13 protein-coding genes are annotated in these 14,168 nt (G+C 64.9%); 7 read left to right on the top strand and 6 right to left on the bottom strand.

All coding sequences use genetic code 11. The features are described from left to right. The first annotated feature begins 24 nt into the window (after positions 1–24). The gene (locus Q7T45_RS13420) at positions 25–609 is read left to right on the top strand and encodes a YidB family protein (RefSeq protein ID WP_304871413.1); all 585 of its coding nucleotides are present in this window, start codon (positions 25–27) and stop codon (positions 607–609) included. Between the two features lie 46 nt (positions 610–655). Next, positions 656–934 (top strand): GlsB/YeaQ/YmgE family stress response membrane protein, encoded by a 279-nt coding sequence (locus Q7T45_RS13415; protein ID WP_304871412.1) that lies wholly within the window; start codon positions 656–658, stop codon positions 932–934. Between the two features lie 113 nt (positions 935–1,047). Here Q7T45_RS13415 and Q7T45_RS13410 read toward each other — a convergent pair whose 3' ends face one another. Beyond that, positions 1,048–1,830, bottom strand: a complete 783-nt coding sequence (locus Q7T45_RS13410) for an SDR family NAD(P)-dependent oxidoreductase (RefSeq protein ID WP_304871411.1) — start codon at positions 1,828–1,830, stop codon at positions 1,048–1,050. Positions 1,831–2,089: 259 nt separating this feature from the next. Between Q7T45_RS13410 and Q7T45_RS13405 the strand changes: the two genes are divergently transcribed. The 3 genes from Q7T45_RS13405 (at position 2,090) to Q7T45_RS13395 (ending at position 5,546) form a co-directional block, all read left to right on the top strand. Then, the gene (locus tag Q7T45_RS13405; RefSeq protein ID WP_304871410.1) at positions 2,090–3,154 is read left to right on the top strand and encodes an acyl-CoA dehydrogenase family protein; all 1,065 of its coding nucleotides are present in this window, start codon (positions 2,090–2,092) and stop codon (positions 3,152–3,154) included. A 214-nt stretch (positions 3,155–3,368) separates the two neighbouring features. After that, positions 3,369–4,529 carry an acyl-CoA dehydrogenase family protein gene (locus Q7T45_RS13400; RefSeq protein ID WP_304871409.1) on the top strand — a complete coding sequence of 387 codons (1,161 nt, stop codon included), beginning with the start codon at positions 3,369–3,371 and terminating at the stop codon, positions 4,527–4,529. A gap of 198 nt (positions 4,530–4,727) precedes the next feature. Next, complete coding sequence (locus Q7T45_RS13395; protein WP_304871407.1) at positions 4,728–5,546, top strand: enoyl-CoA hydratase/isomerase family protein; 819 nt, start codon at positions 4,728–4,730, stop codon at positions 5,544–5,546. A gap of 161 nt (positions 5,547–5,707) precedes the next feature. On the opposite strand, the gene Q7T45_RS13390 is transcribed toward Q7T45_RS13395, so the two are convergent. The 5 genes from Q7T45_RS13390 to Q7T45_RS13370 all read right to left on the bottom strand — a co-directional run bounded on the left by Q7T45_RS13390 (position 5,708) and on the right by Q7T45_RS13370 (position 11,695). After that, positions 5,708–7,825, bottom strand: a complete 2,118-nt coding sequence (locus tag Q7T45_RS13390) for an acetate--CoA ligase family protein (protein WP_304871406.1) — start codon at positions 7,823–7,825, stop codon at positions 5,708–5,710. Between the two features lie 171 nt (positions 7,826–7,996). Further along, the gene (locus Q7T45_RS13385) at positions 7,997–8,761 is read right to left on the bottom strand and encodes a hypothetical protein (protein WP_304871404.1); all 765 of its coding nucleotides are present in this window, start codon (positions 8,759–8,761) and stop codon (positions 7,997–7,999) included. A gap of 15 nt (positions 8,762–8,776) precedes the next feature. Beyond that, entirely contained in the window at positions 8,777–9,568 is a 792-nt protein-coding gene (locus tag Q7T45_RS13380) for an enoyl-CoA hydratase (RefSeq protein ID WP_304871402.1), read from the bottom strand. Between the two features lie 162 nt (positions 9,569–9,730). Beyond that, on the bottom strand, positions 9,731–10,936 hold the full coding sequence (locus Q7T45_RS13375) for an ABC transporter substrate-binding protein (protein ID WP_304871401.1): 1,206 nt from the start codon (positions 10,934–10,936) through the stop codon (positions 9,731–9,733). 279 nt (positions 10,937–11,215) lie between these two features. Continuing rightward, complete coding sequence (locus Q7T45_RS13370) at positions 11,216–11,695, bottom strand: VOC family protein (RefSeq protein ID WP_304871399.1); 480 nt, start codon at positions 11,693–11,695, stop codon at positions 11,216–11,218. Positions 11,696–11,770: 75 nt separating this feature from the next. Here Q7T45_RS13370 and Q7T45_RS13365 point away from each other — a divergent pair, with 75 nt between their 5' ends. Next, on the top strand, positions 11,771–12,514 hold the full coding sequence (locus tag Q7T45_RS13365) for a thermonuclease family protein (protein WP_304871397.1): 744 nt from the start codon (positions 11,771–11,773) through the stop codon (positions 12,512–12,514). Positions 12,515–12,540: 26 nt separating this feature from the next. Further along, the gene (locus Q7T45_RS13360) at positions 12,541–14,031 is read left to right on the top strand and encodes a M48 family metalloprotease (RefSeq protein ID WP_304871395.1); all 1,491 of its coding nucleotides are present in this window, start codon (positions 12,541–12,543) and stop codon (positions 14,029–14,031) included. Positions 14,032–14,168 lie beyond the last annotated feature (137 nt).

Here is a 14,168-nt window from a genome sequence, read left to right as displayed (position 1 = left end):
GCTGGTACGCGGCAGGAGACGACAATGGGTTTACTCGACGTACTCAACGGCATGCAGAACGGCCCGCGCGGCCCGAGCAATCCGAACGCGCAGGACAAGGGCGGCAAGGGCGGAATGTCGCCCATCACCATGGCGATCCTGGCGTTGCTGGCCTACAAGGCGGTCAAGCACATCGGCGGCGGCGGCAAACCGCAGACTGCTCCCGCGCCGGCGCCCTCACCCAACACCGTCAATGCCGGGCTGCCCGGCGGCGGCATGGGCGGCGGTCTCGGTGACCTGCTGAAGGGCGGCCTCGGCGGTCTGCTCGGGGGCGCTGCCGCCGGCACCGTGATCTCGGGCGGGCTCGGCGACCTGCTCAAGCAATTCCAGCAGCACGGCCAGGGCGAGGTGGCGGATTCATGGGTCGGCAAGGGCGAGAACAAGTCGATTGCGCCCGGCGATCTCGGCAAGGCCTTGGGCGTCGATCAGATCAATGCGCTGACGTCGCAAACGGGTCTATCGCGCGACGAGTTGCTTGATGGACTGAGCCAGCAATTGCCCGGCGTCATCGACCAGTTGACGCCGGACGGACGGCTGCCGACCGAAAGCGAATTGTCGAAATGGATCTGACGCAGGCCGCGCCTGCCAGCCTGCATTCTGGAAAAGGACGATACAAATGAGCGGCATCCTCTGGATCATTCTGGTCGGCTTTGTCGCCGGCCTCATCGCGCGATGGCTGTCGCCGGGCCCAAACACACCGGGCGGCTTCATCCTGACCACCGTGCTCGGCATCGCCGGCGCGTTTCTGGCGACCTTCATCGGCCAGGCCATCGGCCATTACGGCCCGGACCAGGGCGCCGGCTTCATCACCGCGACCATCGGCGCGGTGGTGGTGCTGTTCATCTGGAACCGGCTGGTGGCGAGCCGGATGATTTCGGATCCCGGCAATAGGTGACCGTGTCGTAGGGTGGGCAAAGCGTAAGCGTGCCCACCGACACATGTCGCATTTGGAAAATCTGGTGGGCACGGCGCAAGGGCGCCTTTGCCCACCCTACTTTTTCGATATCCTCACGTAATCAGATGCAGCCCCGCATCCATTCGCACGACCTCGCCGGTCATGTTGCTCGAGGCGGGCGTCGCCAGGAAGCACACCAGCTGCGCGATATCTTCCGCCGATGAGGCGACCTTGAGCGGCACCCGCGCGATCACGCTGTCACGCACCGCCTTGGCGCCCGCCTCGCCGCGGCCCTTGGTGAACCAGGGCGTGTCGATATAGCCGGGGCATACCGTGTTGACGCGGATCAGCGGCGCCAGCGCGCGCGCCAGCGAATAGGTGATTGTGTTGAGCGCGCCCTTGCTGGCGGCATAGGCAATGGACGAGCCGACGCCGCTGATGCCGGCGACCGACGAGATGTTGACGACTGATGACGCCCGGCCCGAGGCCTTGGCGCCGGCCTCCAGCAGGCCCCGCGCTGCGCGGACCATTTGGAACGGTCCGATGGTATTGACGCCGAACAGCCGCTGAAAATCCTCCGCCGACAGACCGTCGAGATCGGCATGCGGGACATGCTTGGTAATCCCGGCATTGTTGATCAGCGCATCGATCCGTCCCCAGGGCGCCGCGGCCGCGACGATCTTCTTGCAGTCCTCGTCGCGGGAGACGTCGCCCTGCACCACCACCACTTCGGCGCCGGCGGCACGGCAGAGATCGGCGGTGGCCTCGGCTTCCCCAGCACTGGAGGAATAATTGACCACTATGCGCGCGCCGCCCTTGGCCAGAATGGCCGCGGTCGCGGCCCCCAGGCCGGACGCCGAACCGGTGACGACTGCGCACAAACCATCCTTCGACATCCGAAACTTCCTTTTCTTGATTATTCGATCCGGGCCGCGATCTACCACATCGCGCGGGCAAATGCCCGCAAATCCGCCAAACTCCACTGGGCGGAATTCATGGCTCGGCAACCATTGCTGCATGCCGGCCCCGCAGGCGGCCCTGCGGCAGGCGCTTGTCTTAGCAGTGGCTTTTCCTCATCATGCGGTGCAAGAAAAGATCGCACTCAGGGTCCGGCGGAACTGCCGGGCGCGGTGCCAATTCAAAATGGGGAACGCTGTGGCGGAGAGTGAGAACATCGTTGCCGAGACCGCCGAGAAGATTTTCGCGGATCTCGCCGACGCCCAGACCATCAACAGCGACAAGAACGGCAGCTGGAAAGCGCCGCTGTGGCAGGCGCTGACCGAATCCGGCCTGCCGCTGTCCTGGGTGCCTGACGATTTGGGCGGCTCCGGCGCCAGCCTCGCCGAAGGTTTTAGCGTGCTGAGTTCGGCCGGGCGCTTTGCGCTTGCCGTGCCGCTGGCCGAGACCATGCTGGCGGGATGGCTGCTGGCGCAGGCGAAGATCGCCTCCCCCGAGGGCGAGATGACGGTGGCGCCCGCGAGCCCTCGGGATCGCATCACGCTCAACGCCGACGGCACCTTGTCAGGCCGCGCCCGTGGCGTGCCTTTCGCCAAGGCCGCCAAACATATTGCCGTCCTTGCAAGCGGTGCCAGCGGCTTGTCGATCGCGCTGGTCGATGCCGCCGCCGTGCGGATCGAGGCAGGGCTCGGACTCGGTGGCGACGCCAGCGACACCGTGACATTCAGCAATGTGGCGCCGATCACGACCAAACCGGCGCCGAAGGGCTTTGACCAGACCGCCCTGATGCTGATGGGCGGCGTGGCGCGCAGCCTGCAGATCGCCGGCGCGCTGGAATCGATGCTGGACATCAGCGTGCGCTATTCCAACGAGCGCGTCGCCTTCGAGAAGAAAATCTCGAAATTCCAGGCGGTGCAGCACAATCTGGCAAAGCTCGCCGGCGAGTCGGCAGCCGCGTTGGCAGCCGCGACTTCGGCGGCGGACGCCATCGCCAACAGCACCTCGTTCGACGACGCCTTCTTCCTCGAAGCGGCCTCGGCCAAAATCCGCTGTTCGGAAGCTGCCGAGAAAGGCGCCGCGATCGCCCACCAGGTGCACGGCGCGATCGGTTTTACCGTCGAGCACATCCTGCACCGCTACTCCCTGCGCGCGCTGGCCTGGCGCGACGATTTCGGTTCGGAAAGCTATTGGGCGGTCGAACTCGGCAAACTGGTCGCCGACCGCGGCGCCGACGAACTATGGCCGCTGGTAGCGTCGCGCTGAGGGATGTCGATGAGAGATGTAAACTCAAAACGACGCAGCCCTTACCCTCCCCTGGAGGGGGAGGGTCGGCTCGCATCGCAAGATGCGAGACGGGGTGGGGTGATCTCTCAACCCCGGCACTGTTCGCGATGAGAGACCGTCACCCCACCCCGCTCGCTACGCGAGCGACCCTCCCCCTCCAGGGGAGGGTGAAGAGAACATCCGGGACCAGAACATGACCGCAGCCCTCCGTTTCGATCCGATCCGCCTGCCGCCCGAATGCGAGCAGTTGCGCAAGGAAGTACGCCAGTTTCTCGCCGACGAAATTGCCGCCGGCACTTTCGATCCGCACCAGCCCAACCGCGAGGACACCGACGCGCCGGAATTTTCCCGCAGAGTCGGCGAGCGCGGCTGGCTCGGCATGACCTGGCCGAAGAAATATGGCGGCCACGAGCGCTCATTTCTGGAGCGCTACGTAGTGACCGAGGAAATGCGCGTCGCCAATGCGCCGACGCGCCGCTTCTTCGTCGCCGACCGCCAGAGCGGCCCGGTGCTTTTGAAATACGCGCCCGAGCATATCAAAATGGACATCCTGCCGCGGATCTGCCGCGGCGAGGTCTGCTTCGCCATCGGCATGAGCGAGCCGAATTCCGGCTCCGACCTGTTCGCCGCCAAGACCAAGGCGACCAAGACCGACGGCGGCTTCCTGATCAACGGCACCAAGATCTGGACCTCGTCGGCGCATATCGCCGACTACATGATCGCGATCTTTCGTACCTCGCCGCCGACGAAAGAAAACCGCCGCCACGGGCTGACGCAATTCCTGGTCAAGATGAAGCAGCCGGGCATCCAGGTGAACCCGATCGGCCAGATCACCGGCCAGTTCGAGTTCAACGAGGTGGTGTTTACCGACTACTTCGTGCCCGACGATCATATGCTGGGCGAAATCGACGGCGCCTGGAAGCAGGCGACTTCCGAGCTCGCTTATGAACGCTCCGGGCCGGAGCGCTTTCTCGAAACCTACTACGTGCTGACCGAACTGGTTCGCGCGGTCGGGCCCAAGCCGGACACCCGCAGCGCCGAAGGCATCGGACGCCTCGTCGCGCAACTGCACACCATGCGGCGGATGTCGGTGTCGGTGGCGGGCATGCTGCAGGCCGGCAAGGAGCCCGTGGTGGAAGCTTCCATCGTCAAGGACATCGGCACCATCTGGGAACAGCAATTGCCGCACCGGGTGCGCGACCTCGCCGCCTTCGTCGAGGAGAACGCCACCAACCGCGAGACGCTGGAGAACCAGCTGTCGTTCGCGATCAAGACCGCGCCGAAACTGACCATCCAGGGCGGCACCACCGAGGTGCTGCGCGGCATCATCGCCCGCGGGCTCGGGCTGCGCTGACTTTCTAAACCTCTCCCCTTGTTGGAGAGGTCGGATTGCATCGTCAGATGCAATCCGGGTGAGGGGTTACGGCCTATCAATAGACCGTAACCCCTCACCCCAGCCCTCTCAGAGCGAGCTTCGCTCGTCTCGACCACAAGGGGAGAGGGGGCGCACCTTCTTCGTTGCAGGACTTCCATTCATCTCGGAGACAAGCACATGACAAAATTCACGGACATCGGCGTCGAGAAGCACGGCCACGTCGGCCTGATCGAAATCCAGCGGCCGCCGCTGAACTTCTTCGACATCTCGCTGATCAACCAGATCGCCGACGCGCTGGAGGAATTCGACAAGGACATCGAGATCCGCGCCTCGGTGCTCGCCGCGCAAGGCAAGGCGTTCTGCGCCGGCGCCAATTTCAGCGATCCGAAGCGGCAGGCGCAGGAAGCGGCCGAAGCCAAGGGTGATGCGAAGGGTGATCCCGCCGACAGCCTCGGTTCGATCAACAGTCTTTACCTGCACGCGGTGCGCATCTTCCGCGCCAAGAAGCCGATCGTCGCCGCCGTACAGGGCGCCGCCATCGGCGGCGGCCTCGGCCTCGCGGTATCCGCGGATTTCCGCGTCACCTGCCCGGAAGCGCGGTTCTCCGCCAACTTCACCAAACTCGGCTTCCATCCCGGCTTCGGGCTGACCACGACGCTTCCCGAACTGGTCGGCAAGAACAACGCCGAGCTGATTTTCTACACCAGCCGCCGCGTCACCGGCGAGGAAGCCACGAAAATGGGCCTCGCCAATGTGTGCGTGCCGCAGGACCAGGTTCGCGCCGAGGCGATGAAGCTCGCCGCCGAGATCGCCGAATGCTCGCCGCTCGGCCTGCTCTCGACCCGCGCCACCATGCGCGCCGGCCTCGCCGACCGCGTGCTCGCCGCCACCAACCATGAACTCGCCGAACAAAGTCGCCTGCGCGCCACCGAGGATTTCAAGGAGGGCGTCAAGGCGACCGCCGAGCGCCGCGTGGCGAATTTCAAGGGGCGGTAAACTTACTTCCCTTCTCCCCTTGTGGGAGAAGGTGGCGCGGACGCAGTCCGCGCGCCGGATGAGGGGTCTCTAGCCGTGGATACAAACCCCTCACCCGTCCGCGATGCTTCGCATCGCGTCCACCCTCTCCCACAAGGGGAGAGGGAAGTAAGCGCTCGCGGCTAGAACTTCTTCCTTACCACCAGCGCGTCCACGATCGTCACGCCCTGCCCTTCCGGATGCACCAGCACCGGGTTGAGTTCGATCTCGGAAATCTCGCGCGCCTGCTGCGCGGCCAGCACCGACACCTGCGCGATCAATTGCGCCAACGCGGGCACGTCGGCTTGCGCGGCCCCACGAAACCCGTTGAGCAGGGGTGCTGCCTTCAGCTCCGCCAGCATCGCGCCGGCCTCTACCGCGCTCACCGGCGCGGGGCGGTAGACCACATCGCGAAACAATTCCGTGGTGACGCCGCCGAGGCCGACCATGATCATCGGGCCGAACGTTGCGTCCAGCATGGTGCCGACGATGATCTCGACGCCCTTGTTCGCCATCGGCCCGACCAGCACGCCCTGGATATCGGCATCCGGCCGGTGCCGCCGCGCGTTGTTCAGCAACGCCTCATAGGCCAGAAACACCTCGCCCTTGCTCGCGATACCGACACGCACGCCACCGACTTCACTCTTGTGCGGGATGTCGCGCGACTGGATTTTTGCCACCAGCGGAAAGCCCACTTGGACGACCGCCGCGTCGAGTCCGCTCTTCTCCGTCACCAGCACTTCTTCCGGCACCGCAATGCCGGCCGCGCGCAGCAGCGACTTGCTGTCATGCTCGGAAAGCGTCGCGGATTTCAGGTGCGCGGAGAGATCGCGCCCCGGCACCGTCGCGGTGTCGACCTCTGGCGCCATTTTGAACCGGGCGCGCTCCACCATCCGCCGCATCGCGACGCCGGCATGCGTCAGTCCCGACAGCACCACGGCGCCGCAGGCCGCGAACTCGCTGCGCGCGAAGGCCGACGGCAGCGTGTAGGAATAGAACACGATCGGCTTGTGCTGCGCCGATATCACCGGCCTCAACTCGGCCTGCCTGAACGGCACCCGCGTGTCGCTCGACAGCGACAGCACGACCAGGATGGCGTCGACCTCGTCGGACGCGCTGAGCAGGTCGATGCTGTTCTGCAGGCCGCCGGAGTGCACGCCCTGCGCGGTGACGTCGATCGGATTGCCCGCGGCGCCATAGGACGGCAGCAGCTTCTTGATTTCCGTCTGGATCGCCGGCGACAGTTCCGGCACCTGCAAGCCCTGCAGCGCGACGGTATCTGCGCCCCAGATCCCGGCCCCGCCCGACACCGTCAGCACGGCGACGCGGTCGCCCTTCGGCAGCGGGTTGGTGGTGAGCACCGCCGCGATGGTGACGGCCTCGTCGAGATCGTTGGAGACGATAAAGCCGCATTTTGCGAACACCGCGTCATAGGCAGCGGACCAGCCGGCCATGCTGGCGGTATGCGAGGCGGCGGCGCGCTCGCCGGCGCCGGAGCGGCCGACCTTCGTGACGATGACGGGCTTTCCTGTCTCCGCCGCGCGGCGTGCTGCGGCGAGGAACTTGTCGACGTCGCGGATGCCCTCGATGAACAGCAGGATCACGTCGGTGGAGGCATCCTGCACCATGTAGTCGAGGAATTCACCCGCGCCCAGATCGGATTCATTGCCGGCGCTGACGCAATAGCTGATCGCCACGCCAAGCGCTTTCGCGCGATGTTTGATGGCAAAGCCGATACCGCCCGACTGCGCGACGATGGCTGCCCGGCGTTTGGTCGCGACCAGTGGCACATCGCCCGGCTTGACATCGACGGTCGGGCTGAAGGTCGCCGCGACTTTCTGCACCTCGCTCAGGAAGCCTTCGGCGTTGGGACCGGAAATCCGCATCCCCGTCCGCTTCGCCAGCGCCACGATGGCATCCTGCATCGCGGCGCTGTCGCCGCCCTCCTCCGCAAATCCGGAGGAAATGATGACGGCATTTTTCACGCCGGCCGCTGCGCATTGCTCGAGTGCCGCAAGCACGGCGCGGGCGGGAATGATGACGATGGCGAGATCGATCGGCTGGCCGACGTCTGATATCGATTTGTAGCATTTCAGCCCATCGATATCGCCGTAGTTGGGATTGATCGGATAGATCCGGCCCGGATACTCATTCTTGCGCAGCATCGACAACAGCCCCCCCGGAATCTTCTCCAGGTCGCGCGACGCGCCGATCAGCGCGATACTGTCGGGCGCGAAGAAAGAGTCGAGCGGGTGGGGCATGGGGGAAGGGTCCTTTTTGCTTTTTGTTCAGCGAGCGAGGCCTTCGGACGTAAGCGGCGCTCTCGAAGCGTCATTGCGAGCGAAGCGAAGCAATCCATTCTTTCCTTGCGCAGCGACATGGATTGCTTCGTCGCAAGGGCTCCTCGCAATGACGTTGAGAGGCCGACGGCCTCACCCCACCAGCCGGAACGTCACGCCGCCGAGATCGAACGAATCGCCCGACACGGCATAACCCCTGGCCTTGGCGGCGTCGCGCACTTTCGCAACATCACCCACCCTGAACGTCAGCCCGCTCATGATGTCGCTGGCGCCATCCACGAAACGGAAACTGGCATTGGGCAGCTTCAGCTCCGGCTCGCCGGCTTCGCCCGTGCTCATGGGAATCCCGATGATCCTGCCCCAATGCGCGGCCAGCACCTCGGGCTCCGGGCTTTCCATCTCCACGCCGGTCAGCGCCTTCGTCACGTCCTTGCGAATCGACTTTTGCCAGTCCGGTCCGGCCGGCGGATACGGCCCCAGAATATTGTCGCTGCCGGCGGTGTGGTTGAATTCGATGAAGGCGGCGCGGCAATCGCGGGGGTGCAGTTGCACGCCGTGATAGGGCGCGTGGTCGATGACATTGGCGGTGCGCACCCCCATTTTCGCGGCATGCGCGCCGCGTTCGTCGGGATCGTCGCAGCAGAAGATCGCCATGTAGCCGCCGCGGCCCCCGGTCTTCTCGATGAAACGCCCCGCCGCGGTGCCGGGCTGGAACGGCGCGACGACTTCGAGCAGAATCGTATCGACCGGCAGCAGCGCGTTTTCCAGCCCGTACTTGGCGACGTTACCGTCGCGGTAACAGATGTTCAGCCCCATGATGGCGGCGATATCGCCGACCACGGGCTCGATGGCCGGCGCCACCAGGCAGATCTGCCGCAGCCTCATGAAACCAGCCATCGCATGCCCCCTCGATCAATGGTTCTGAAACACGGGCTTGCGCTTCTCGACGAAGGCTTTCGCCGCTTCCTTGTGGTCGGCGGTCTCGCCCGAGCGCGAGTGATGCATGGCTTCCGCGTCGAAGCAGGCTTCCAGCGACATGTGTTCGGCGTTGTTGATGTTCTTCTTGATATAGCCGAGCGTGATCGACGGCCCTTGCGCCAGCGACATCGCCAGTTCATGTGCGGCCGCCTCGACCTCGGCATCGGGAACGACTTTTGTCACCAGGCCGAGCGCGAGGGCTTCCTGCGCTGTCAGCACCGGCGACATCAGATAGAGCTCGCGGGCGCGGGCGCTGCCCAGCATTTGCGTGAGAAAATAGGTGCCGCCGTAATCGCCGGATAGCCCGACCTTGGCAAACGCCGTAGTGATCTTGACCGACGCCGAGGCGACGCGGAGATCGCAGGCCAGCGCGATCGACAGCCCGGCGCCGGCGGCGGCGCCATCGACCTGGGCCACCACCGGCTTCTGCATCTCGTGCAGGATGCGCGAGACCTCCATGCCGCGGCGCAGATTGGTCTTCTTGGCCTCGAACGGCAGCGGCGCCCGCCCCTCCGCCATCGACTTGACGTCGCCACCGACGCAGAAGGTGCCGCCGGCGCCCTTCAGCAGCACGGCGCGAACCTCGTGATCCTCCGCCGCGCGCCGCGCCGCCGCCACCAGCCCCAGCGTCATGTCGGGATTGAGCGCGTTGCGCCGGTCCGGCCGGTTCATGGTGATGGTGAGCAGGCCCTGGTCGAGATGCTGCAGGACGATTTCGTTGTTCATGGGGTGGTGCCTTTGTTGGTTGTTTTTCGTGGTCGTCGTCCCTGCGAACGCAGGGACCCATAATCCCGGTCATCAGTTGTTCTAAAGATGTCTGCATCCGTCCGGAACGATGGGCCGCGGCGTATGGGTCCCCGCGTTCGCGGGGACGACGAAGGAAAGCACTTATTTCTTCACCAGCGGGCAGCGCGACTGCTCCAGCGGCTGGAATGCATCGTTGCCGGAAACCGTGCCGACCAGCTTGTAGTAGTCCCAGCGCCCCTTGGATTCCGACGGCTTCTTGACCTCGAACAGGTACATGTCGTGCACCATGCGGCCGTCGTCGCGGATCTTGCCGTTTTTGGCGAACATGTCGTTGATCGGCGTCTCCTTCATCACCTTGATCACAGCCGCCGCATCGGTGGTGCCGGCGGCCTTCACCGCCTTCAGGTAATGCAGGACCGAGGAATACACGCCGGCCTGGGCCGTGGTCGGCGGCCGTTTCCTGCGTTCGGTGAAGCGCTTTGAAAACGCACGCGTCTCATCGTTGAGATCCCAGTAGAAGGCCTCGGACAGCAGCAGGTTTTGCGCGATTTCAAGGCCGATGCTGTCGATATCGGTGATGAAGACGAGCAGCGGCGAAGCCTTCTGCCCGCCCTTCATCAGGCCGAACTCGGCAGCCTGCTTGATCGCGTTGATGGTGTCGCCGCCGGCATTGGCGAGACCGATCACCTTGGCCTTCGACGCCTGCGCCTGTAGCAGGAAGGACGAGAAATCAGATGTATTGAGGGGATGGCGGACGCTGCCCAGCACCTTGCCGCCATTCTTCAGCACCACATTGGTGGTGTCCTTTTCCAGCGCCTGTCCGAAGGCATAGTCTGCGGTCAGGAAGAACCAGGTGTCGAGGCCGGACTTGACGGCCGCAAGCCCCGTCACATTGGCCTGCCCATACGTATCGTAGGTATAGTGCACGGTGTAGGGGCCGCACGCCTCATTGGTGAGCGCGACCGTGGCCGGTCCATTGAAAATGATGAGCTTGTTGCGCGCTTTTGCGATCTCACCCGCGGCAAGCGCAGTTGCGGAAGCCGCGACATCGAAGATCATTTCCACGCCCTGGTTGTCGAGCATGTCGCGCGCCAGGCTGGCCGAGACGTCGGCCTTGTTGAGATGGTCGGCGACGACGATCTCAACCTTGCGGCCCAGCACCTCGCCGCCAAAATCCTCCACCGCCATCTTCGCTGCAGCCTCGCTGCCCGCCCCGGTGATGTCGGCATAAAGGCCGGACATGTCGAGGATGCCGCCGAGTTTCAGCGGAGGTTTTGTCTGCGCAAGGGCGGCACTTGCCGACAATGCCAGCACCGATGCGAGAACGCCTGAAAATACCCGTCGCATAAAGGCCTCCCTGCGAAGGGCCGCATTCGCTGCGGCCTCACTTCTGTTGCCGCAATCATGCCGGAAGCGTCGCACAGCGGCAAGGTGCGCGGCGGCGCGGCAGTCATGCGGAGCTTTGCGGACACACGCATTTTCCGCAAAATGGAATGGGATGCACTCGCCGCTACGCCGTCATTGCGAGGAGCGAAGCGACGAAGCAATCTAACTTGCTGCGACAAAGCTGGATTGCTTCGCTGCGCTCGCAATGACGGTCTCAACAACTAGTCGCCCCGTTGCTACTCACCCCAACAACCCCTTCCCCGGCACATGGTTCAGCTCCAGCCGGATGCCATCGGGATCCTCGAACAGCAGCGAGTAATATCCCGGCGCCCATTGGTCCTCGCGCGGCGCGCGGATGATTTTTGCGCCGTCGAGCGTGCCCAGGAAGGCGTGCAGTTCGTCAACGTCGGCGCGTTCGCGAGCGCGGAAGCAGAGATGGTGCAGGCCGACGCGATTTTGCTCGAAGGCTGCGCCTTCATGCTCCGGCGATGGTGCGCGGATGCCGACGGCGGTACGGCCGCCGACACAGTAATAGGTCGTCTCGGTATCCATCACCGGCTTCAGCCCGAGAAACGGCAGCAGTTGGCGATAGAACGCGCGGGAACGTTCGAAATTCGATGCGGTGAGAAAAAAATGCGCGATGCCGTTGACTTCCATCGTCTCCCCCTTCGTCGACAAACCGATTTCGGCTAAAGTTAATCTGTCGATCGCGGCAAGCATACAGGAATGGATCCGATCCCAGGCAGCGTCATGCAACCGGTGACCGCCACGCGGGCGCATTGCGCCGGATGGGCCATGGCGTTGACTTGGCTGCTTTCAACCGTCACCCCGGCTCACGCGGCGGGCTGCGCATTCGAACCGCAGGGCGAGGGCCGCGTCACCGCCGTGATCGATGCGCGCACGTTTCGGCTAACGGACGGCCGCGAGATCAGGCTCGCCGGCATCGAGCCGGTCGCCGGCACGAAGGCCAGCCGGACAGCGGCGCTGGCTGCCATCATCGCCGGGCGCGAGGTGACGTTGTCAGGCGATGACGACAGCCCCGACCGCTATGGCCGGCAGCCCGCGTTCGTCCATCTCGCCGGCTCCGACGCGTCGGTGCAAAGCCTGCTGCTGGCGCAAGGCGAGGCGCTGGTATCGGCTGATGTCACCGACAAGGACTGCGCCGCGACCCTGTTGGCCGCCGAGGCGGAAGCGCGGCGGGCCAAACGGGGAACCTGGGCCGATCCGGCAGCCATAAAAAACGCGGAAAGTCCGGGCGATATTTTGGCCGGGATCGGGCGCTTTACTTTGGTCGAGGGCAAGGTTTTGTCGGTCAGGCAGGCCGGGGCAACGACTTACCTGAATTTCGGCCGGAACTGGACACGCGACTTTGCCGTGACTATTTCAAGGCGGGCGGCGGCGGCGCATGCGGCGGCCGGGATCGCCCTTAAGTCCCTGGAGAATAGGCGGATTCGGGTCCGTGGCTGGGTCGAGGCGCGGGGTGGCCCGCGAATCGAGGTGCTCCTTGTGGGGCAGATTGAAATGCTTGGTGGGAATTAGCCCGCCGGCCAGATACGAGTACTAACGTGACGGGGTGTGCGGGACGGCGCGACAAGGGGACAGGCCGCCGGCTTTGGGCGGCGGGTCCGCTGCTGTGCGCAATCCTGACGCTTTCCGCCTGCGGCGGTGTCGACCGCTTCACCACCGCCCCGCCTTCGGCGGGCGGTGCGGCCAAGCCGGCGCGAACGGTGGCGCAGACCCCTGCCGCCGAGCGCGAGCATGAACGCATTCTCTCCTCCTATGGCGGCGCCTATGACGATCCGCGGCTGGAAGCCCTGATCAGCAGGACGGTCGACCGCCTGGTGGCGGCGTCGGATCGTCCCGATCAGGCCTACAAGGTGACCATTCTCAATTCAGGCGCGGTCAATGCCTTCGCACTGCCGACCGGCCAACTCTACGTCACGCGCGGCTTGATCGCGCTCGCCAGCGACACCTCGGAACTGTCCTCGGTGCTGTCACACGAGATGGCGCATGTGCTGGCAAAACACGCCTCGATCCGCGAGGACCAGGCGCGGCAAGCCGCCGTCGTCACCCGCGTCGTCACCGACATGGGCAATGACCCCGATCTGACCGCGCTGGCGCTGGCCAAGACAAAACTGACGATGGCGAGCTTTTCGCGCGCCCAGGAGTTCGAGGCCGACGGCATCGGCGTCGGCATTTCCGCCCGCGCCAGGTTCGACCCCTATGGCGCCTCGCGCTTCCTGACCTCGATGGAGCGCAACGCAGCCCTCAAGGCCGGCAAGACCTCGCTCGATCCGCGCGCGCAGGATTTCCTGTCGTCGCATCCGGCGACGCCCGAGCGGGTGCAGAACGCGCAGAATTCGGCGCGGCAATTTTCCTCGCCGGAGGGCGGCGAACGCGACCGCGAAACCTATCTCGCCGCCATCGACAACATCGTCTATGGCGAAGACCCCAGCGAAGGTTTTGTGCGCGGCCGCCGCTTCCTGCACCCGAAGCTCGGCTTCAGTTTCGCCGCCCCGGAAACCTTCACGCTGGACAATACCGCACAGGCCGTGATCGGCGTGCGCGAGGGCGGCACCCAGGCAATGCGCTTCGACGTGGTGCGGGTGCCGTCGGAGCAGACGCTCGCCGACTATCTCAATTCCGGCTGGATGGAGAACGTCGAGAAGGGCTCGGCGGAGGAATTGACCATCAACGGCTTTCCGGCGGCATCCGCCACCGCGCGCGGCGATCAATGGCAGTTCAAGGTCTACGCGCTGCGCTTCGGCAGCGACGTCTACCGCTTCATCTTTGCCTCGAAACAGAAGACCACCGAGAGTGACCGCAATGCCCGCGAAACCGTCGGCTCATTCCGCCGCCTGACGCTGGAAGAAATCCAGGCCGCCCGGCCGCTGCGCATCAAGGTCATCACCGTGCAGCCCGGCGACACCGTGGAATCGCTGGCGCACCGCATGTCCGGCGTCGACCGTCCGGCCCAGCGCTTCCGGATTCTGAACGGGCTCGATGCCAACGCGCAGGTGAAGGCGCGGGACCGCGTGAAAATCGTGGTGGATTGACGCGCGAAGCGCGTCATCTCTGATGCGCAATTGCGCATCAGAGGGCGCGAAGCGAACCCGGGATCTCGATCCGCACGCTCGGTGTCGTCCCGGACAAGCGAGCATCGCGACCGCTGATCCGGGACCCATATGCCACC

The sequence above is a fragment of the Bradyrhizobium sp. genome (assembly GCF_030646015.1).
Classification (GTDB): Bacteria; Pseudomonadota; Alphaproteobacteria; order Rhizobiales; family Xanthobacteraceae; genus Bradyrhizobium.
The sequence above is the reverse complement of the archived record's forward strand: the minus strand, read 5'-3'. Positions and strand labels throughout refer to the sequence as shown.